At 57.1% G+C, this 22,411-nt stretch carries 13 protein-coding genes; 9 read left to right on the top strand and 4 right to left on the bottom strand.

Annotated elements, in window-relative coordinates:
• A partial coding sequence (locus AK59_RS0107880) for an Ig-like domain-containing protein (RefSeq protein ID WP_032618459.1) occupies positions 1-8,807 on the bottom strand: 8,807 nt, incomplete at its 3' end.
• A gap of 121 nt (positions 8,808-8,928) precedes the next feature.
• Positions 8,929-10,266: a TolC family outer membrane protein gene (locus AK59_RS0107875; RefSeq protein WP_013096692.1), complete on the bottom strand. Its 1,338-nt coding sequence runs from the start codon at positions 10,264-10,266 to the stop codon at positions 8,929-8,931.
• Positions 10,267-10,981: 715 nt separating this feature from the next.
• Between AK59_RS0107875 and AK59_RS0107870 the strand changes: the two genes are divergently transcribed.
• Both AK59_RS0107870 and AK59_RS0107865 read left to right on the top strand, forming a co-directional pair.
• Positions 10,982-11,725 carry a DeoR/GlpR family DNA-binding transcription regulator gene (locus tag AK59_RS0107870; RefSeq protein WP_029882471.1) on the top strand — a complete coding sequence of 248 codons (744 nt, stop codon included), beginning with the start codon at positions 10,982-10,984 and terminating at the stop codon, positions 11,723-11,725.
• Between the two features lie 13 nt (positions 11,726-11,738).
• A complete protein-coding gene (locus tag AK59_RS0107865) occupies positions 11,739-12,806 on the top strand; it encodes an oxidoreductase (protein WP_029882470.1) in 1,068 nt (355 codons plus the stop codon).
• A gap of 68 nt (positions 12,807-12,874) precedes the next feature.
• Here AK59_RS0107865 and cybB read toward each other — a convergent pair whose 3' ends face one another.
• Positions 12,875-13,405 (bottom strand): cytochrome b561, encoded by a 531-nt coding sequence (gene cybB / locus AK59_RS0107860; RefSeq protein WP_013096695.1) that lies wholly within the window; start codon positions 13,403-13,405, stop codon positions 12,875-12,877.
• Between the two features lie 189 nt (positions 13,406-13,594).
• Here cybB and gap point away from each other — a divergent pair, with 189 nt between their 5' ends.
• The 3 genes from gap (at position 13,595) to AK59_RS0107845 (ending at position 16,429) form a co-directional block, all read left to right on the top strand.
• Positions 13,595-14,596, top strand: coding sequence for a type I glyceraldehyde-3-phosphate dehydrogenase (gene gap, locus AK59_RS0107855; protein ID WP_029882469.1), 1,002 nt, complete (start codon positions 13,595-13,597; stop codon positions 14,594-14,596).
• A gap of 250 nt (positions 14,597-14,846) precedes the next feature.
• Positions 14,847-15,509 (top strand): DUF1120 domain-containing protein, encoded by a 663-nt coding sequence (locus AK59_RS0107850; RefSeq protein WP_029882468.1) that lies wholly within the window; start codon positions 14,847-14,849, stop codon positions 15,507-15,509.
• A 257-nt stretch (positions 15,510-15,766) separates the two neighbouring features.
• Positions 15,767-16,429, top strand: a complete 663-nt coding sequence (locus AK59_RS0107845; RefSeq protein ID WP_029882467.1) for a DUF1120 domain-containing protein — start codon at positions 15,767-15,769, stop codon at positions 16,427-16,429.
• Between the two features lie 67 nt (positions 16,430-16,496).
• Here AK59_RS0107845 and AK59_RS0107840 read toward each other — a convergent pair whose 3' ends face one another.
• Positions 16,497-17,291 carry a YdcF family protein gene (locus AK59_RS0107840; protein ID WP_029882466.1) on the bottom strand — a complete coding sequence of 265 codons (795 nt, stop codon included), beginning with the start codon at positions 17,289-17,291 and terminating at the stop codon, positions 16,497-16,499.
• A 221-nt stretch (positions 17,292-17,512) separates the two neighbouring features.
• On the opposite strand from AK59_RS0107840, the gene AK59_RS0107835 reads away from it, so the two are divergent.
• From AK59_RS0107835 to AK59_RS0107820, 4 genes are all read left to right on the top strand, one after another.
• Positions 17,513-19,165 (top strand): MFS transporter, encoded by a 1,653-nt coding sequence (locus tag AK59_RS0107835; protein WP_032618457.1) that lies wholly within the window; start codon positions 17,513-17,515, stop codon positions 19,163-19,165.
• A gap of 22 nt (positions 19,166-19,187) precedes the next feature.
• Positions 19,188-20,270 (top strand): HlyD family secretion protein, encoded by a 1,083-nt coding sequence (locus AK59_RS0107830; RefSeq protein ID WP_013096702.1) that lies wholly within the window; start codon positions 19,188-19,190, stop codon positions 20,268-20,270.
• The gene (locus tag AK59_RS0107825; RefSeq protein WP_029882464.1) at positions 20,267-21,646 is read left to right on the top strand and encodes an efflux transporter outer membrane subunit; all 1,380 of its coding nucleotides are present in this window, start codon (positions 20,267-20,269) and stop codon (positions 21,644-21,646) included. The genes AK59_RS0107830 and AK59_RS0107825 overlap by 4 nt, the downstream gene beginning before the upstream one ends.
• 84 nt (positions 21,647-21,730) lie before the next feature.
• Positions 21,731-22,390: an O-methyltransferase gene (locus AK59_RS0107820; RefSeq protein WP_029882463.1), complete on the top strand. Its 660-nt coding sequence runs from the start codon at positions 21,731-21,733 to the stop codon at positions 22,388-22,390.
• Positions 22,391-22,411 lie beyond the last annotated feature (21 nt).

Here is a 22,411-nt window from a genome sequence, read left to right as displayed (position 1 = left end):
TCGCTGAGGCCGGAAATGACGCTGGCCGGTACGCCCACGCTCCAGTTGCCCGCCGCGTCCAGCACGGTGGTGTAGCTCTGGCCGCCAATCGTCACGGTGACCTTATCGCCCGCCGCCGCGCCGGTGGCAATGCCGCTGATGATTTGTGCCTGTCCGTGTTCTGCGATGTTAATGACGTCATCGCCCGCGATGGTGCTGATGGTCACCGTCGGGACGGTCACGTCCACCGTCAGATTGTGATCAACCGACGCCGGGTTACCCGCCTTGTCGCTGACCGATGCGGTGACGGTCACGCTGCCGTCGGCTAAACCTGCCAAATCCGCCGCCGGGACGTTCAGCGTCCAGTGACCGTCTGAACCGACCGTTGCGGTGTAGTCCTTGCCGTTCAGGCTCACGGTCACCGTCTGGCCCGCTTCCGCGGTACTGGTGCCGGAGACGGTCAGGTCGGCCTGTGCTTCTGCCGCATTAAGAATGTCGTCCGTTGCAAGGGTGTTGATGGTCACGGACGGCGCGGTGGCGTCCACGCTGTACTCGCGACCCGCCGACGCGCTGTTGCCATTGACGTTGGTAACGCTCACCTGCACGCTGGCGTCGCCGTCTTTCAGACCGGCAAGATCCGCCGCTTGCACGGTGGCGGTCCATTTACCGTCTGTCCCCACGGTGGCAGTGTAGCTCTTGCCGCCGAAGGTAATCGTGACGGTCTGGTTCGCTTCCACGTTCGAGGTGCTGCCGGAGAGCACCAGATCCGCGCCCTTCTCGGCCGCATTAATCACGTCGTCGTTGGCAATGGCGTCAATGCTGATGGCGACGCTTGCCAGATCCACCGTGACATCGTGGCTGATGGAGACCGGGTTACCCGCGCTGCTCTGACCTTCAACGGTCACAGTGACCGTGCCTGCAGCCAGCGCCCCGACGTCCGAGGCCGGAACCGCTGCACTCCAGGAGCCGTCGGCCAGCACCGTCGCCGGGTAGGTTTTGCCGTTCACGGTGACGGTTAATCCCGTACCCGGCGTCAGACCGTCGCTGGAGCCGGTGATAATCAGGTTCTGTCCGTGCTCGATGGTGTTGATCACATCATCGCCCGCCACGGTGTCCACACGCAGGCCCGGCAGATTGGCGTCGATAGCAATATCGCGCTCAGCAAAGCCGCTGTTGCCCACATTGTTGGTTACGCTGGCGCTCACCGTCAGTTCGCCGTTGCCCAGCGCCGTCAGATCCGATTCCGGTACGTTGACAGACCAGGTGAGATCGCTCTGCACCGTGGCCGTGTAAGTGTTGCCTCCCAACGTCACGGTCACGGTATTGCCCGCTTCTGCATTCACCACGGTACCGCTGATGGTCTGCCCGGTTGCCAGCTCTGCCGCGTTAATGACGTCGTCACCCGCGACGGTATTTATGATCACGCCCGGCAGAACGGATTCCACGTTCACGGTGTGCGAGGTACTGGCACTGTTGCCGACGCTGTCCGTGGCTGACGCGGTGACGCTGTAAAGCGCTTCACCCAGTTGCCCCACCTCGCTCGCCGGAACGGTGGTGCTCCAGAGACCGTTATCATCCACCGTCGCGCTATACGCTTTGCCGTTGAGCATCACGGTAACAACCGCACCTGCCGTCAGGCCGGTGGCCGTACCGGTAATGGTCAGATCCTGCGTTTTCTCGGTGCTGTTGATCACATCATCACCGGACACGGTATCGATGGTCAGCACCGGGGCGGTCAGGTTCACCTCCACGTCATGGGTCGCGCTATTGCTGTTACCGGCTTTATCGGTCAACGCGGCGGTGATGGTGTAATCGCCCGCGGTCAGCGCACTGACATCCGCCGCAGGTACCCCCACGCTCCAGTTGCCTGAGGCATCCACGGTGGCGGTATACGATTTGTTGTTAATGGTGACGGTAACCACATCGCCCGCTTCGGCGCCGGTCACGGAACCGGTCACCATCAGGGCCTGCGCATGCTCGGCGCTGTTGATCACGTCGTCGTCGGACACGATGTTAATGGTCAACTGCGGAACCGTGATATCCACCAGCACGTCGCGATCCGCAGAGGCCGGGTTGCCCGCTTTATCGGAGACGGCGGCACTGATGGTGTAGTTGCCGTCCACCATGCTGCCCAGGTCCGCAGACGGCACGGTGACGCTCCAGCTGCCATTGGCCTGTACGGTGGTGGTGTAATCCACGCCGTTCAGGGTCACGGTAACGGTCTGGCCCGCTTCGGCGTTGGTCACGCCGTTGATGTCCAGATCCTGCTGCGCTTCAAGCGCGTTGATGATGTTGTTATCGCTGACAATCTCAATGGAAACCGTCGGCGCGGTAGCGTCCACGCTGTATTCGCGGCCTGCCGACGCGCTGTTGCCATTGACGTTGGTGACGCTCACCTGCACGCTGGCGTCGCCATCTTTCAGGCTACCCAAATCAGCCGATGGCACGGTGGCGGTCCAGTTACCGCTGGCATCTACGGTTGCGGTGTAAGACTTACCGCCGAAGGTGATGTAAACCGTCTGGTTTTCTTCCACGTTAGTGGTGGAGCCGGAGAGCACCAGATCCGCCCCTTTTTCTGCCGCATTGATCACGTCATCGGTGGCAATGGCGTCAATGCTGATAGCCACGGTCGCCAGATCCACGGTCACGTCATGGCTGATAGTCACCGGGTTACCGGCGCTGCTCTGGCCGTCAACGGTCACGGTAACCGTGCCCGCATTCAGCGCGCTGACGTCTGCGGCAGGGATCGCTGCCGTCCAGGTGCCGTCTGCCAGCACCGTGGCCGCGTAGGTTTTACCGTTGACGGTGACCGTCAGCGCCGAGCCAGCGCTCAGCCCCTCGCTGGTACCGGTGATAATCAGGTTCTGCCCGTGCTCGATGCTGTTAATCACATCGTCGCCCGCCACGGTGTCCACACGCAGGCCCGGCAGGTTGGCATCAATGGTGATGTCACGCTCGCCATAACCGGTGTTGCCGTGGCCGTTGGTGACGCTGGCCGTCACGGTCAGGTCCCCGTTGCCAATGGCGGTTAACACGTCAGACGGCACATTCACCGACCAGCTTAAATCGTCCTGAACGGTTGTCGTATAGTTGTTGCCGCCAATGGAAATCGTGACAGTGTCACCGCTCGCGGCACCGCTCACTTTCCCGCTCAGCGTCTGGCCAGACGCCACTTCCGCAGCGTTAATGACGTCGTCGGTGGCAACCGCATTAATGGTGACAACCGGCAGCGCGCTGTCCACCAGCACGTTATGGCTTGCGCTCGCGCTGTTGCCTGCCGTATCGGTCACGCTCGCCGTCACGGTGTAGCTCGCTTCGCCCAGTGCAGCGACGTTGGCTGCCGGAACGGTCACGCTCCAGTTGCCGCTGGCGTCGGTGGTGGCGGTATAACTGATACCGTTCAGGGTTACGGTGATGGCGGTGCCGTCCGGCTGATTGCTGGTGCCGGAGAGCAGCAGATCGTCGCCCTTTTCGATCGCGTTAATCACGTCATCGCCCGCAAGGGTGTTGATGGCGATAACCGGCGCGGTCAGGGAGACCGTAACATCATGCGTGGCGGTGGTGCTGTTACCCGCTTTATCGGTGAGGGTTGCCGAGAGGGTCTGATCGCCGCTTACCAGCGCGCCGACGTCCGTGGCCGGAATGCCGGTGCTCCAGTTCCCGGAGGCGTCCAGCATGGCGGTGTAGTCTTTGCCGTTGAGGGTGACGGTAATCACGTCTCCCGCCTGGGCACCCGTGACCTTACCGGAGACGATCAGCGCCTGGCCGTGTTCGGCGATATTCAGGATGTCATCACCCGCCACAACGTCAAACACGATCTGCGGCACGGTGGTATCCACCAGCACGGCCGCATCGGTGCTCGCCGGGTTGCCGGCTTTATCAGAAACGGATGCCGTGACCGTGGCATTACCGTCGGCGATGCCCGCCAGATCGGCCGCCGGGACGTCGAGCGTCCAGCTGCCGTCTGCCTGCACCTGCGCGGTATAGGTGTTGCCATTGAATGCCACGGTCACCGTCTGGCCCGCTTCGGCGGTGGAGGTACCGCTGAGGGTCAGATCCTGCGCCGCCTCTGCCGCATTCAGGATGTTGTCACCGCTGATGGTATTGAGGGTGACCGTCGGCGCGGTGGTATCCACGCTGTACTCGCGCCCCGCCGATGCGCTGTTGCCGTTAACGTTGGTCACGCTCACCTGCACGCTGGCATCGCCGTCCTTCAGGCTGCTCAGATCCGCTGCCGGAACGGTGGTGGTCCAGTCGCCGTTGGCGTCTACCGTCGCCGTATACGTTTTCCCGCCCAGGGTAACGGTCACGGTCTGTCCCGCCTCAACGTTGGCCGAGGTGCCGCTGAGCACCAGGTCTTCGCCTTTTTCCGCCGCGTTCAGCACGTTGTCAGCGGTCACGCTGTTAATGCTAATGGCGACCGGGCTGAGATCCACATCAACGACGGTGCCAATCGTGACCGGGTTGCCGGAGGTGTCCTGCGCGCTGGCGCTGATGGTCAGTGAACCGTCAGCCCACTGGGAGACGTCCACCGCAGGCACGGCCGCCTGCCAGGTGCCGTCCGCCAGTACCGAGGCGGAATAATCCTTGCCGTTGATGGTGACGGTAACGGTGCTGCCTGCCGCCAGATCGGTACTGGTGCCCGACACAATCAGGTTCTGACCGTGCTCGATGATATTGATGACGTCATCGCCTGCGACCGTATCAATACGCAGGCCCGGCAGCTGGGCGTCGATGGTGAAGTCCAGCGAGGAAGAGCCGGTGTTGCCGTGCACGTTGGTGACGCTGGCCGATACGGTCAGTTCACCGTTGCCGAGCGCGGTTAACTGGCTCTGGGTTAACGGCAGGCTCCAGGTGAGATCGTCCTGAACCGTGGTGGTGTAGGTCTGGCCGCCGAGCATAATGGTGACAGTGTCACCTGAAGCAGCATTGGTAACCTTACCGGTCAACGTCTGCCCCGCCGCCACTTCCGCCGCGTTAACGATGTTATCGCCCGCCAGCGCGTTGATGGTCACAACCGGCAGCGAGCTGTCCACCAGCACATCGTGCGTGGTTGAGGCACTGTTGCCCACGCTGTCGGTGACGCTGGCAGTCACGGTGTAATGTGCCTCGCCCAGCGCGCTGACCGCAGAGGCAGGCACGGTGACACTCCAGTTGCCAATGGCGTCGGTGGTCGCGGTGTAGGTGATGCCGTTAAGGCTAACGGCAATCGTCGTCCCTTCCGGCTGGTTGCTGGTCCCGGAAAGCAGCAGATCCTCGCCTTTCTCAGTCGCATTGATCACATCATCCACCGCCAGGGTATTGATAGCGATTTCCGGCGTCACGGTGTTGACCACTACGTCTACTGCGCTACTGCCGGTATTACCGGAGCGATCGGTCACCGAGACGTTAACGGTCCAGGTCCCGTCTGTCAGCCCCTGTACAACGGAGGCTGGCAGGCCGAGGCTCCAGTTCCCCGCCGCATCCACCACGGTGGTGTACTCCACGTTATTCAGGGTGATGGTCACCAGGTCACCCGCTGCCGCACCGGTGACCGACCCGCTCAGGATCTGCGCCTGTGAATGTGCGAGCTGGTTAACGGTATTGGTGTCGGTGACAAAATCGTTAATGGTTACCTGCGGGACGGTCGCATCCACCAGCCCAACGCGATCTTCGCTGCTGCTGTTGCCTGCCACGTCACTCACGGTTGCCGTTACCGTGACGGTGCCGTCAGTCAGAGCGCCGACATCCGCAGCCGGTACGTTCACCGTCCAGGTCCCGTCACTCTGGACGGTGGTCTGATAGTGCTTGCCGTTCAGCGTAACGGTAACCGTCTGTCCCGCCTCAGCATTGCTGCTGCCGCTTAAGATCAGATCCTGCTGCGCTTCGGCCGCATTAATGATGTTGTCATCGGTCAGGTTATCGATCGTAATGGACGGCGGTAAGGTATCCACGGTCACCACGCGCGACGCGTCGGCGCTGTTGCCGCTGACGTTCGTCACGCTGACGCTGACCTGCGCGCGTCCGTCAATCAGCGTCTCCATGGCGCTGGCCGGCACGGTCAGGCTCCAGGAGCCATCCTGCTGCACCTGCGCGGTAAAGGTCTGGTCGGCGAATTTCACCACCACGGTCTGCCCGGCCTCTACGCCCTGCGTCTGGCCCGACAGCACAAGATCGGCGCCTTTTTCAGCCGCATTCAGCATGTCATCGCTGCTGACGGTATCGATGGTCACCGCCACGGCGTTCAGATCCAGCTCGATGGGGTGCTCAGCTGAAACGGTATTTCCCCAGGCATCTGTCGCGCTGACGTGAACGGTGATATCTCCGGCCGTCCAGCCCTGCAGATCGGACGCCGGGACGCCGATTTGCCAGCTGCCGTTGGCGTTGACCACGGCGGCATACTCGACGCCGTTGATGGTGACGGTGACGTGCGTGCCCGCTGCCAGGTGGGTACTGGAGCCGGTCACGGTCAGATCCTGCTGCTGCTCGATGGCGTTGATCACATCATCGCCAGAAATGGTATTCACCCGCAGGCCAGGAAGCTCGGCGTTGATGTTGATATCACGCTCGCCGCTGCCGGTGTTGCCGTGGGCGTTGGTGACAGAAGCGGTAAAGGTTAACGATCCGTCGCCAAAGGCCTTCAGATCGGCTGACGAAATGGTCACGCTCCAGGTCAGATCGCTGCCTACTGTAGCGGTGTAGCTCTTACCGCCCACCGAAACAGAGACCGTGTCGCCCGCCGCCGCGCCGGTGACGCGCCCGCTCAGGGTTTGATCCACCGCCACTTCAGCATTGTTGACCAGGTTGTCACCGGCGAAGGTATTGATAATCACCTGCGGCAGCACGGTATCCACCAGCAGCGTCGCTTCGGCGGAGCCGCTGTTACCGGCGGCATCGGTGCCGCTCACGCTGACGGTGTACAGGGTGTTCGCCAGGTTCAGAACGTCAGACACCGGCACCTGAACTGACCAGATGCCGTTATTAACGGTGGCCTGATAGCTCACGTTATTCAGCGTGACGTTTACCACGCTGCCGTCTGGCAGGTTGCTGGTGCCGCTCAGGCTCAGCGGCTGCATCGCCTCCTGCGCGTTCAGCACGTTATCCTGGCTGATGGCATTCAAGGTGAATTCCGGTGGGTTACCGCTCAGGGTAATGCCGTGGGTGGCGTTACCGGTATTGCCCGCCGCATCGGTCACCGAAACCGCAATGCTGTGGTTACCTTCCCCCAGCGCGCCAATGACTGACGCCGGTACGCCTACGCTCCAGCTGCCGTTCGCCTGCACCACGCCGGTAAAGCTCTGGCCGCCAACGGTCACGGTGACCACATCGCCTGCTGCGGCTCCGGTCGCCTGGCCGGAAATAATCTGCGCCTGGCCCTGCTCACTGGTGTTGAGAATATCGTCGCCCGCGACGGTATTGATGGTCACGACCGGGGCGACAGTATCCACGGTGAAATGCGCCTGGGTGGATGACCCGTTCCCGGCTTTATCGCTGACGTTCACCGTCAGGGTGTGTTCGCCATTCGCCAGCGACTGCACCTCGCTGGATGGCAGCGTGACGGACCAGGTACCGTCGCTGCCCACCGTGGCGGTATGGTTTTTACCGTTCACTGTCACCGTGACAATCTGACCTGCTTCCGCCGTGGTTTTCCCACTCAGCGTCAGCGGCTGATGGTGTTCAGCGGCATTGATAATATTGTCCTGCGCGACAGTATCGACCGCGATGGTCGGTGCCGCAGTATCCACGCCAATCGTCTGACTGCCGTTCATGGTATTGCCCGCCGCGTCCTTGCCGCTGACGTTCACCGTCCAGGTACCGTCGCCCAGCGCCTGCGCATCCGCCGCAGGCACCTTCACACTCCATGCGCCGTTTGCACCCACCTCAGCCGTATAGGATTTGCCGTTCAGCGTAACGGTCAGCTCTGTTCCCTGCGCCAGGTTCTTGCTGGCACCGGAAAGCGTAAAGCCTGCGGACTGCTCGCTGGCGTTGATGACGTTATCCCCCGCCGTGGTTGCCAGCGTCACGCTCGCCACGGCAGTATCAACGGTCACGGTGATGCTGCCTGCGGAGGTCGTTTTACTGCCGTCGATCTGCACGACTGACCAGGTATGTTCCCCGTCTGTCTGGGTCGGCAGTTTTACCGTCCAGGTGCCGTCTTTACTGACCATCGCGCTGGCAAGCGTATTGCCGCTGCTGTCTTTGATCTGAATGGTCGCGCCCGGTTGCCCGGTACCGCTAAAGGTTGGCGTGTTATCGTCGGTGATCGCATTTGCACTCAGCACGCCCTGCTTGTCTCCCGCAAGATCGGTGAGCATGAAGGTTGGCGTTGCGCTCTCAACTTCTTTCGTATTATCAATAACTTTTGTTTTTGTTTCGCCGTCGCCACCGTGAGCCAGCAGTGCCCCAATAGCACCGCCGCCTAACGCCGCCCCCGCAATCCAGCCCCATGGCGCATCGCTCAATATGCTCTCCTGGGTCAGGAAAGGTTCAATGCTGCTAATCGGTGTGGCTTGCGCGGTTAATTCAGTAACGGCTGCGCCTGACGCTTCCCCGGCATCGGCAAAAGAGATATGTGTTAATTCCTGATTATCGTTAAATACCAGTTCAGACTGGTTATGGGTTTCAGGATCTTCAACGAAATAGTTATTGCAGCGAATAACGCTGCCATCTTTCATATAAATGAGAAGGTCTTTCCCCTGGCGGACGTAACGCACCACGTCCTGTGCAGAACCCTGGATTTCAATCACGCTCGGAGAGGAAATGGAGACCGACAGATTTCCTTCGCCGGTTAATTTCGTTTTCTCCGCTGTCTTGCGAATGATGACATCTACAACTTTTACGTTACTCATATTTCTCTCCTTGCAGGTGCTCGGATTCCTGTGGATATGTCCACCAGATGGATGTAGCTATCCCTGGGAAATTTCACCCATTATTTTCAGATTTATTTCGCGCAGAAAGGCGCGGCTTTTTTCAACTCAAATCGGGTAATTTTGCGGCAGCGTTTTTTTCTACTCCAATAAGCGTCATGAGATTATCAACAGCAGAGGCGTAATTAATTGCCGCGCTCCAGCCATCATATTCGGCCATTATTTTGGCAGACGTGGCCTGCCAGACATCCTGTTCTACGCTGAGCAAATCATTAATGCTCCGCTTGCTCAGGGTGTATTCGTTTTTGTAGACCGCGCGGGCACGTAACGCGTTTTCAAGCTGTAAGCTTCCGGCGGCCATTCTTCCACGCGCGCCGGTCCAGTCTGCCTGCGCGACGGAGGCTTTTTGCAGCACATCAAACCGCGCCTGATCGACCTGAGAGGAGGCCATCGCCCTGGTGCCTTCAGCCTGACGAACGCGTGCCGAAACGGCACCGCCCTGATACAGCGGTGCATCGATATTGAGCTGGATCTGGTCATCCCAGTAAGCGCGGTTATCCGACTCATAGCGCGTGCGGCCCCCTTTCAGGCTTAACGTTGGCCAGTGCTGAGATTTTGCGGTTTCCACCCCATACTGGGCTGAACGCTCCATATTCTGCGCGGCCATGACCGCCGGTATCAGCGAGTAATCGATCTGGTTGACGGCATTCTGCTCTACGGCAAGCTTCTCAGGGACCGGTGAATAGGCTTCAGCCTGCATGCCCGTCAACACCGCGAGCCTTGCGCGGGCGCTGTTGAGCGCGGCGTTGTACTGCTCCACCGTCGCCTGCATACCGGCGATCCGCGTGCGTGTCTGGAGCTCATCGGAGGTTGAGCTTACGCCTGCATCCGCGCGCAGTTTCGCCAGCTGCTCCACGTTTTTGAGGGCCTGCACATTCTCTTTAGCCGCCTGCAACAGATCGCTATAACGTCTGACCTCCACGTAGCTCAGCGCGGTTTTTTCCGCCACGGCGGTGAGCGTCTCCATCAGCTGATAGCGATAGCTATCGCGTCGCGCTGAAGACTGGCTGATGCTGTTATTCGTCTTGCCAAAGTCATAAATGAGCTGCGTAAGGCTTAATCCCCATGCCGCTGAATTTCTCAGTGAACCGCTGGAATCGGTGGTTTGGCTATGGCCCGTACTGCCGTTCAGCGATATTTGCGGCATCCATCCGCTACGTGCTTCATCTATTTGCGCCTGACCAATACCCAATTGTGCCGCCTGCTGGCTGACCGACGGATCGCGATCGATGGCAAAAAGAATACTTTCTTTTAATGTTGTCGTCGGCACCGTGGCAAAACCCAACGCGCCGCTATTGGCATAGGTCGTATTAATGCATGCCGAAATTAACACCAGCACTGCGGATAATCGGACCCACTTATAATTTCGCTCTCTCATCATTTATATCTCCCTGAGCCTGCGAATGGTTTAACCCTTTACCCAAAAAGAGGTATAGATAATCAGAAAAATATTATTAATCCCCCGTACTGAATTTCGGGTAATAGCTCCCATACCCATTTCCATTGGAGATGAGAGCCGACCTTAGCCTAATATGAATTAAGAATTTGCTTACTTCTTAACTGATTCGCAGCATAACAAAATGTGGTATAGGCAACTACACCCACAATGTTAATGTGGTGTTACAATTAAGAAAAATCATGGGGTTTCTGGACAAACTCTTAAAAATGGCCTTTCAAATGAAACTAATAAAGTCATTGTTATTTAAGTGAAATTTAAAAATACCCGGATGTACATTTTTGCGTTAATTTCCACGCGCGTCAGACACAAAGATTTTCAAAGAAATGTCAACTTAAGTAGCGCCGCCCTATTTATTGGCATAAAAAACCTAGCAAATGCATTTTTTAGGAATTTTATTGGTTTAAATAGTTTCTTAATAGAACAACAAACCAGTAAAGCGAAATTAACTGGTTACAAAGTCCAAACAGCCAGATAAAACATCGTCATAACATATTGATTACCCTTAGAAACCGTTCACTTATATTTAATCAATAACAGCTCAATTATCACGCAACTGAACTAATGTGTGGTTGCCCTTTTCTCTGCGACAAAATGCTGTATTATGCGAACTATTGCGACATTTTGCAGGATTGCTGCCATGCACAAAACCGCGCGTCAAAAATATGTGCTCGAGATCATCAGCGAGCAGGGACAGGCCAGCATCACTGAGCTGGCAGAAAAGCTGCAGGTCTCTGCGGATACCATTCGCCGCGATCTCACGGACCTCGAAAAACAAGGGCTGGCGCAGAAGAACCACGGAGGCGCTATCGCGCTCAATCTTTCGGCCATGAATCGCCAGGGCAGAAATACGCTCCTGCCGGCGACCAAGCAGCGGCTGGGAAAACAGGTGGCACAGCAGGTTCCGCCGGGCTCTACGCTGTTTCTGGATGCGGGCAGTACGGTCATGGCGGTGGCCTCTTTTCTTCAGGGGCCGCTGACGGTGATCACCACCTCGCTGGATATCGCCCACGCTTTTAGCGACCGGGAGGATATCGAGCTGATCCTGCTCGGCGGGAAATGGGATCAGAAGCAACGCCTGTTTGCTGGCGGTGCCACCCTCTCCCTGCTTTCACGGTATCGGGCGGATATCGCCATCCTTGGCGCCTGCGCCCTTCATTCATCACTCGGTCTGAGTGCCGGGACGGAAGCCGATGCAGAAGTCAAACGGGCGATGCTTGCCGCCAGCCAGACGCACTGGATCGTCGCAGACCATCTGAAAGTCAACCGCTGTGAGCCGTACCTGGTGTGCGGGTTAGACGAAATTCATCAACTGTATTTAGATCGTCCCTGGCCTGAGCTTGGGGACCAGAGCACCGTGCCCGTCACGGTTTGCGCTCATTAACGTGGAGAAGGTCATGAGTAAAATGAAGACAATCAACATTGCGCTGATCGGGTATGGTTTTGTCGGTAAAACCTTCCATGCCCCGCTCATCCAGTCTGTGGACGGGCTTACGCTGGCGGTGGTTTCCTCCCGTGATGAGGAAAAAGTTAAGCGCGATCTGCCGGACGTACAGGTGGTTGCTACCCCGGAAGAGGCCATTACGCACCCTGATATTGACCTGGTGGTGATCGCCTCCCCTAACGCCACCCATGCCCCGCTGGCCACGCTGGCCCTGAACGCCGGAAAACACGTGGTGGTGGATAAACCCTTCACGCTCGATATGCAGGAAGCGCGCGATCTTATTGCCCTGGCGGATGAAAAGCAGCTTCTGCTCTCCGTGTTCCACAACCGCCGCTGGGACAGTGATTTCCTGGGCATTAAGGACGTTATCACACAGGGCACCCTCGGGAAGGTGAAACTGTTTGAGTCGCACATTGACCGCTTCCGCCCGGAAGTGCGCGTGCGCTGGAGAGAACAGAACGTACCGGGAAGCGGACTGTGGTTTGACCTGGGGCCGCACCTGATCGACCAGACGCTACAGCTCTTTGGTCTGCCTCACTCGGTGCAAGGGAATATCGCGACGCTGCGCGACGGCGCAGAAGTGAACGACTGGGCGCATGTGGTCTTAAACTACCCTGATCATAAGGTTATTTTGCACGCCAGCATGCTGGTCGCCGGGGGTACCGCGCGCTTTACCGTCCATGGGGATAAGGGCAGCGTAGTGAAGGCCCGTATCGATCAGCAGGAAGCCCAGCTGCTGACTGGCATCGTTCCGGGAAGTGAAACCTGGGGTGAGGATAGCGACAGTATGGTGTTCTTTGGGGCTGACGGTGCGCCGCAGACCATTACCACGCCGAAAGGCGATCAGCGCCAGTATTACATTAATGTGCGCGATGCTCTGCTCGGGAAGATTGCCAATCCGGTTCATCCTGTCGAGGCGTTAGCGGTGATGGCGGTACTGGAAGCGGCGGTGAAATCGTCAGAGACCGGGTCAACGCAGGGGCTGGCATTAACAGCTGAAGAGCGTGCTCTGCTGCAATAAAAAACGGGTTCTGTAGGCCGGGTAAGCGCAGCGCCACCCGGCGAGAAAGGCGGCAAAAGTGTTGAGGGCTATTGCCGCTTTTTCGGCATCATGCGCAGCAGCGTATTATCTTTCCAGAAATAGTGATGCATCAGCGCCGCCGCTGCGTGCAGGCCAATGACAAAATAGCCGAGGTTCGCCAGCGTCTCGTGCCACTCTTTTAGCCCATCAGCCAGATCAAAGTTGGATTCCGCCGCGTGCGGCATGGCGATGCCAAAGGCAAACCAGTCGTTTCCACGGTTATACATCATCACCAGGCCAATCAGCGGCAAAGCAATAAACAGCAGATAAATCACCAGATGCCCCAGATGCGAAAGGCCTGTGATCATCGCTTTCGGTTTCGGCTCAATCGGCGGCGCGCGGAACTTCAGGCGCACCAGCAGACGTGTCACCATCAATACCAGGATAGCGATCCCGCATGAGACGTGGATCATATTGATCAGCGGTCGGTCGGTACGCGGAAAGAAGCCTCTGAACTCCATGGCGCAGTAGGCGACGATAACTAACAGAAACACCAGCCAGTGAATGCCGATTTGCAGGCCTGTATATTTAGTGCGCATGTGATTTTCCGATAAAAAACAGTTACCGCGCCAACATAACGACCTTTCCTTAAAAATTCATTAACTTTTCTGTATGGATTTTCAAATACTTCCCGGGGCATGAAGCATCTTCAATTGCTGCCCCGCCCCTCATGGTCTAAGCCTGGATAAGTTCAAACTGTCGCATCGACACGTTTACAGGAGAAAACCATGAGTAAAATTGGCATTAACGGATTTGGACGCATTGGACGCCTGGTACTTCGTCGACTTCTTGAAACCCAGGACAGCAACACCGTCGTCGCCATTAACGACCTCACCTCTCCCAAAGTACTGGCCTATCTGCTCCGGCATGATTCTAACTACGGCGGCTTCCCGTGGAGCGTGGATTTCACCGAAGACGCGCTGATTGTGGACGGTAAAACCATCGCGGTGTACGCCGAGAAAGAGGCCAGACATATCCCGTGGAAAGCCGCTGGGGTGGATATCGTCGTGGAATGCACCGGTTTTTATACGTCGGAAGAAAAATCCAGAGCGCATCTGGATGCTGGCGCCAAAAAGGTCCTGATCTCCGCGCCGGCAGGTGAGATGAAAACCATTGTGTTTAACGTTAACGACGACACCATTGACGCCAGTGATACCATTATCTCTGTCGCCTCCTGCACCACCAACTGCCTCGCCCCGCTGGCAAAAGCCCTGCACGATGCTTTTGAGATTAAGGTGGGCACCATGACCACCATTCACGCCTACACCGGTACCCAGGCGCTGGTGGATGGTCCGCGCGGGAAAGATCTGCGCGCCTCACGCGCGGCGGCGGAGAACATCATTCCCCACACCACGGGTGCTGCCAAAGCGATTGGCCTGGTGATCCCGGCCCTCAGCGGCAAACTGAAAGGTCATGCCCAGCGCGTACCGGTGAAAACCGGCTCGGTAACGGAACTGGTCGCCATTCTGGGCAAAAAAGTCACCGTTGAAGAGGTGAATGCCGCACTGAAAAAAGCGACGCAGGGGAATAAATCCTTTGGCTATACCGATGAAGAGATTGTGTCGTCAGATGTCATTGGCTCGCACTTTGGCTCGGTGTTTGACGCCACTCAGACCGAAGTGACCGAGGCGGGCGAACTGCAACTGGTTAAAACCGTCGCCTGGTATGACAACGAGTATGGCTTTGTGACGCAGCTGGTGCGCACGCTTGATAAATACGCCGCACTTTAATAACGCTGACGGGTGGTCATACCATCCGTCGCTCTCCCTTACCGCACCGCTTCCTCTTTATCATCTGTTTTTCAGAGTAAAATTATTCACGGAATTTTTGAATCACACCTTAATTATCATTAGAACTTCTAAAATGAAGTTTTAAATATGCTTGCTTTAATTTCATAAACACTCCCAATAATATAAATCACAAGACAGGCAAGCGGTCTGTTAAAACAAACACCACCAATAAAATTGTTAAGGAACAACAATGAAAAAAGTTATTTTGGCTTCATTAATTGCACTGGCCAGCGCATCAGCTTTCGCAGAACCTACCGCTGTATTAAAAGTACAAGGGACTCTGACCAATGCGGCCTGTTCGCCTTCTATCGGCAACGGCGGGGGTATTGACTACGGCTATATTCGCCTCGGAGAACTCTCTGCAACGGAAAATAACAAGCTGGGTGAAAAACAGGTGCCTGTCACCATTACCTGTACTGCGCCAACCAAAGTGGGCTTTACCATTCTTGATAACCGTGGCGACAGCAACGCACAGTTGCCGCTGGATATTGGTGGTAACTTAAACCAGTCAGTGAAATATTATACCTACGGCGTGGGCACCACGACCGAAGGCGTAAAAATTGGTAACTACAGCATGTGGATGACGGACATCACGGCGGATGGCAACACGGTAGACGCCGTAGTAAATAACCATGACTGGGAAGCGACTAAGTGGCGTAAATCCGGTATTCCTCGCAGCGATGAGTTCTCCACCACCTCCTTTGCAGCAACCGGAACGGAGGTACCTATCGCCATCACCACCGCTAACTTCAACTTTGTCACTAACCTGATGATTCGGGATACCACATCGCTGGCCATTACCGACGACACCCCTCTCGACGGTCAGGCGACAATGACGCTGGAATACCTCTAATCATGTAATTTGCTTATACCGGTTCAGCTTTCGCCTGAACCGGTACTTTCATCGATTATATTCATACAGCAAATAAAAGGCTTTCTTTTATTTGTCGCTTTCGCACGCCTTTAGTTTTTCTACAAATTAAATTCATTTTTAATAAATATACCAAAAACATAATAATAAATATTATTCCCGCCAGGTGAATGGGAGCGCCATCGCAGCGCTCAATTATCATTCCCGCACGTCTTATATTCAAGAAAAGGAAATCAAGGATGAAAAAAGTCATTCTGGCTACGGCCATCGCGATTAGCACCTCATCAGTTTTTGCATCCGGAACGGCTGTTATGCAGGTTAAAGGTACATTAACCAACTCAGCATGTACTGCTGAGCTGGGTAACGGCGGTGTTCTCGATTACGGCTTTATTCGCCTGGGCGAGTTATCCGAAACATCCAATAATAAAATCGGTCAGAAACAGATACCTGTATCCATTAACTGCACCGCGCCAACAAAAGTAGGTTTTACCATCACCGATAACCGCGGCGACAGCAACGCGCAGCTGCCGGTTGATATTGCGGGTAATACGAATATAACAACAAAATATTATACCTACGGCGTCGGTATGACGAACGACGGGAAAAAGATTGGTAACTACGGCATGTGGATGACGGATGCCACCGTAGACGGTAAAAGTGTTGACTGTATTGCGAACAACCACGACTGGTCTGCAACTAAATGGAAGAAAAGTTGCATTCCGCGTAGCGATGCATTCCAGACTACCACCTTTGCTCAAACCGGCACCACCACCCCATTGGCTATCACCACGGCTAACTTTAACTTCGTGACCAACCTGGTGATTTGGGATACCTCCACCCTGGCCATTACCGACGATACCGCGCTGGACGGCCAGAACACCATGACGCTGGTTTATCTGTAATTTTTCGCGCTTTGTTCAATACCGGGTCAGCGGCAAACGCTGGCCCGGTATTTTTTTGCGTCCACATTCACAACAGGGATCGGCTTACCAGCGCATCGGTCAAAATGACATCGTTGCGTAAGATATTCCATGCCGCCGCAATCTCATCAGGTATCTCCACGTGGGCAATAAAATCGCGTCCTGCCGGACCGTAACCGTTAACATCGTCGCGAAGGCGCGGCAGTTCCCCCAGCACCAGCGACAAATAGCGTTCCACCGGCCATAGCCCTTCTCCGGAATCGCTGAACTCCAGCCCATCGTCGCCGTTTTGCAGGACGGGCGTAAAGCCCGCGTGGCTCACCCATTCCGGCGATACGGGTTCGTCTCGACACACGCGGGCGAACGTTGCCATGGTACGGCGCTGCATGGTTGGATCCTGCACCACCAGCACCCTTTCAGGGGCAAACTGATGGTGCTTCATTAATTCGCGGCTAAAGCGGGCGTTCTCCCCGCAGTTCGTTGACTGATCTTCCACCCACACCCGGTCGGCCGGGATCTGCCAGAATTCACGGGCGATATCCGCCAGGATAGCCGCCTCTGCCCGGCCCGTGGTGGGAATGGTGTGATAGCGCGGATGTTTCGCAATCGCGGCATAGAGAAAAGTGGTGGAGTGTCCGATGCCTCCGCTAATGATCATGGGCACCCCCTGCTCCGCCGCCAGACGGCAGGCAGCTTCGATGGTTGGAATGACGGCATTCCCCGCCAGAATCACCATATCCACGGACTGACCCGGTTGCAGGTCATCCTGCGCCAGCCACTGCCCAACCGTGTTTACGGCACTGAGCGTGCTGCCGGGCAAACAGGGAAAAATTGTCGGTATCATCATAACCTCCTTACAGCATTTGGATTAGCGTACCGCACTTGTCGCGTCAAAACAGGCGTTGATTCCTAAAGTGCCAGAGATAAGGCCGCTCTTTTTCCTAAAACCTTCAGTTCAACATTTGATTAACATGCGTAAATCATATTCACTTGTATTATGTTTTACGGCAGACGTAGAATCGCCAGCCTGTTAATTCTTCCATTTTATCAAAGGTAAACGACGTTATGCGCCTGCCCGAACGCGACCCTTATGCTCCTCGCGAGTGGCAGCCACACGAGAAACCCGCCCTGCTGGGTTCCCCCTCCACGCCGGAGCACAGTACGCCAAAGCGGATTGCCTATGGCGTTGTCGGTCTGCTGGTTTGCCTGACGGGCGCCCTGGGGAATGCGGTAGTCACCGCCAACCTGCAAAATTTGCAGGGCACCTTTGGCGCCTGGTCAACCGAGATCGCCTGGCTACCAGCGGTCTATGTAATGACTAATATCTCCATTAACCTGCTGCTGGTGAAATTCCGCCAGCAGTACGGTCTGCGCGCCTTCACCGAAGGTTTTCTGGTGCTGTATGTGCTGGTCACTTTTTTCCACCTGTTTGTCAACGATCTTAGCTCGGCGCTGATGGTGCGCGCCGCGCACGGGATGGTGGCCGCCGCGCTCAGCTCGCTGGGCATTTATTACCAGATCCAGGCCTGGCCGGCGAAACACCGCCTGAAGGCGTTGACCATTGGCATCACCGGCTCGTCACTGGCCATTCCGCTGGCGCGACTCTTTTCAACCGAGCTGTTGCAGCTTGATGAGTGGCGCGGGCTCTATTTCTTCGAGCTGGGGCTGGCCCTCATCTCGCTGGCGTGCGTGATTGCGCTGAAACTGCCGCCGGGCGATCGGCGTAAGGTCTTTGAGAAAAAAGACTTTATCACCTTCTTTTTACTGGCACCGGGGATGGCGCTGCTGTGCGCGGTGCTGTCGCTGGGCCGTCTGGACTGGTGGTTTGAAGCGCCGTGGATCGGCTGGTCGCTGGCGCTCTCGCTGGTGCTGATTGTTTCCGCCATCGTGTTTGAACATAACCGCAGTAACCCGCTGCTGAACACCCGCTGGCTGTCGAGCGGCAGTATTGTGCGCCTTGGGTTGATTATGCTGCTGATCCGCATCGTGCTGGCCGAGCAAAACACCGGCGTCATCGGCTGGCTGCAGTACGTGGGGTTACAGAACGAGCAGATGACGCACCTGGCGTGGTCCATATTTGCCGGGATCGTCTGCGGGATCGTCACCAGCTGTCTGACCATTAAGCCGACCAAACTGGCATGGCCGATTATCACCTCCCTGGTGCTGATGATTGTCGCCTCGCTGCTGGACAGCCAGTCCAACAACCTGACGCGCCCGGATCAACTGATGCTCAGCCAGTTCCTGCTGGGCTTTGGCAGTGCCTTCTTCCTCGCCCCCGCGATGCTGGCCGCCATTGGCGGCGTCATCGCCGACCCGCGTAATCTGGTGAGCTTCTCGGTAATGTTCGGCATGAGCCAGAACCTCGGCGGCCTGCTGGGCTCGGCTATTCTCGGTACCTTCCAGACCTGGCGCGAAAAGTATCACTCCAGCCTGCTGGCGGACCAGCTCACCACGCTCAATCCGCTGGTTAACGAGCGGATTCAGCTTTATACCCAGATGTACAAAAGCCTGATTGGCGACAGCGCCCTGTTGGGCACACAGGCGATCACCCAGTTGCAGACGGTGACCGCGCTTGAGGCAAACATTCTGGCTTACAACGACACCTATTTACTGACCGCGAGTATTGCCGCGGCCACGCTGATCTGGATTTTATGGCGCTTGCTGCGCCTGCGCATCACTGCCCGTATGGCGCTTAAGAACGCCACCGGCAACAAATAATTGAAATATTTCTGGAGAGTTTATGAGTCAGCAGGATGCCGCCAAAGAGCAGGCCAACACCCGCAAAAATGTGCGCATTGTTTCCGTTTTCACCGCCGCGGCAATCGGTATTGTCGGCGTGCTGGTGATCCTTTACGCGTGGCAGCTGCCGCCGTTTACCCGCCACGCGCAGTTTACCGATAACGCTTACGTGCGCGGCCAGACCACGTTTATCAGCCCACAGGTAAATGGCTATATCACCGAGGTGAAGGTACAGGATTTCGCGCAGGTTAAAAAAGGCGAGCTGCTGCTGCAGATCGATGACCGTATCTATCGCCAGCGGGTACATCAGGCCGAGGCGCAGCTGGCGATGAAAATTGCCGCCCTGAATAACAATCTCCAGCAGCGTAAAAGCGCTGAAGCCGTCATCGCAAAAAATGACGCTGCGCTGAAAAATGCCCGCGCCCAGAGTCTGAAAACCCAGGCGGATTTAAAGCGGGTGAAAGACCTGACGGCTGACGGATCGCTCTCCATCCGCGAACGCGACGCGGCGCTGGCGAGCGCGGCCCAGGGCAGCGCCGATATTGAGCAGGCCAAAGCGACGCTTGAAATGTCGCGCCAGGATCTGCAGACGGTGATTGTGAATCGCGGTGCGCTGGAGGCGGATGTGGAAAACGCCAAAGCGGCGCTGGAGCTGGCACAAATCGACCTGCAAAACACCCGCATTGTGGCGCCGCGTGACGGCCAGCTGGGGCAGATCGCGGTGCGTCTGGGCGCGTATGTCACGGCCGGGACCCATCTCACCACCCTGGTACCGCCGCAGCACTGGGTGATCGCCAATATTAAAGAGACCCAGCTCGCGGAGTTGCGCGTGGGCCAGCCGGTGAAATTTACCGTCGATGCGCTCAATAATAAAGCCTATCAGGGCCGCGTGGAGAGCATCTCCCCGGCGACCGGCGTCGAATTCAGCGCCATCACGCCGGATAACGCCACCGGGAACTTTGTCAAAATCGCCCAGCGTATTCCGGTGCGTATCGAAGTGCTGGGTAAACCTGAAGAGTCAGCACTGCTACGTCCTGGCATGTCGGTACAGGTGACCATTGATACGCGGGAGGCGAAGCAATGACCCTTCGCCCGCTAGCCAGCCTGCTGGTTGCCGTTCTGCTTGCCGGATGCCAGTCGGTGGATGTAAAACCTGCCCAACCGTCACTGCATATTCCTGCCCAGTGGCGGGCGGCATCCGGCCCTGCCAGCGCGCCAGAACAACTCTGGTGGCGAAATTTTCACGACAACAATCTCAACCGCTATGTGGATCAGGCGCTGAAAAATAACAGCGACGTGCTGATCGCCCGCGAACGGATCAATGAGTATCAGGCAAGAGTCTATGCCGCTGACGGCAGCCTGTTTCCGTCGCTGGATGCGGGCGTAACCGGCACCCGCGCCCGGACGCAATCGGCCGCCACGGGGTTACCGGTATACAGTACGCTGTACAAAGGCAGCCTCACCGCCAGCTATGATGTGGATATCTGGGGCGTCAACCGCAGCACGGCCAATGCCGCGCAGGCCTCGCTGGAGGCGCAAAAAGCCGCCGCCGCTGCCGCAGATTTAACTGTCGCCTCGTCGGTGGCCTCCGGGTATGTCACTCTGCTCTCGCTTGACGAACAGCATCGCGTCACCGAGTCCACGCTGAAATCACGCGAAGAGGCATTTAATCTTGCTAAACGGCAGTTTGAAACGGGCTACAGTTCGCGCCTGGAGCTGATGCAGTCTGACTCTGAGCTGCGAGCCACCCGGGCGCAGGTGCCGCTGCTGCAGCATCAGATCGCGCAGCAAGAGAATGCCCTGAGTCTGCTGCTGGGCAGTAACCCGGGCGAGGTGGCGCGCAGTGAAAGCTTCAGCATGCTTACCCCGCTCAGGCTGCCTTCACAGCTGCCGTCATCGTTGCTTAACCGACGACCTGACATCGTTCAGGCGGAGCGTCAGCTCATTGCGGCCGATGCCAGCCTTGCCGCCTCGCGCGCCAGCCTGCTGCCGTCGATCAACCTGACAGCGACCGGATCGATTCAGGATCGCACCCTTTCCGGCCTGCTGGACAACCCGTTACAGCTCTGGAGCGCAGGCGGCAGTATTCTCGCCCCGCTGCTGAACCGCCAGGCGCTGAATGCGCAGGTGGATATCTCCCAGTCGCAGCGTAATCAGGCGCTGTACACCTATGAGAAAACCGTGCGCAATGCGTTTGCCGAAGTGAACAACAGCCTTGACGCCATTACGCGTTATCAGGAACAACTTAGCGAACTGCTGGCCCAGCAGGAGGTGGCCCAGGAGACGCTGCGCATTGCGCAGAACCGCTATCGCAACGGCTATTCATCTTATCTGGATGTGCTCGACGCACAGCGTACACTTTACTCGGTGCAAACCAACGTGGTGCAGGTGAAAAATAACCTGCTGCTGGCGCAGATTGATTTGTATAAAGCGCTGGGCGGCGGTTGGGTCAATGTCTGAAGGCGCTTAACGGGACTGGATTTCGTCACACAGGCCGGGTAAGGCGCAGCCGCCACCCGGCGATTCCCCCTCAGGAGACAATTTATGCAACAACAGTGGTCTGCAGTTGATAATTTCATGATTTCGTCGCTTATTCCTGAAGATGAGGTACTGAGCAAGGTACTGGAAAACAACCAGCGCGCCGGACTCCCCGAACACGATGTTGCGGCCAATCAGGGGCAACTGCTGGCACTGTTCGTGCGCATGACGCAGGCGCGGCGCGTTCTGGAGATCGGAACGCTGGGTGCTTACAGTTCAATCTGGATGGCGCGCGCCCTGCCGCCAGACGGAAAGCTGATTACGCTTGAGGCCGATTCCACGCATGCCCGCGTGGCGCGGCAGAATATTCAGCTTTCCGGTCTCAACCAACGCATTGAACTCATCGAAGGCCCGGCGCTGACTTCTCTGGAAAATTTCGGCGACGTTCCGCCGTTCGACCTGATCTTTATTGATGCTGATAAGCCAAACAATCCCGGCTACCTCGAATGGGCGTTGCACTACTCCCGCCCCGGCACGGTGATTATCGGCGATAACGTGGTGCGCGATGGCGAAGTGATTAACGGCCAAAGCGACGACGAGCGCGTGCAGGGTGTTCGCCGGTTTATCGAGATGATGGGGGACAATCCGCGCTTAACCACCACCGCGCTGCAAACGGTCGGGGTTAAGGGGTGGGATGGCTTTACGCTGGCAATTGTGAACGGGTGAAAATTGTGCGGCCTGATGCCC

It is taken from the genome of Enterobacter sp. T1-1, assembly GCF_000710795.1.
GTDB lineage: Bacteria > Pseudomonadota > Gammaproteobacteria > Enterobacterales > Enterobacteriaceae > Enterobacter > Enterobacter cloacae.
This window is presented reverse-complemented; position numbering and strand designations above follow the sequence as displayed.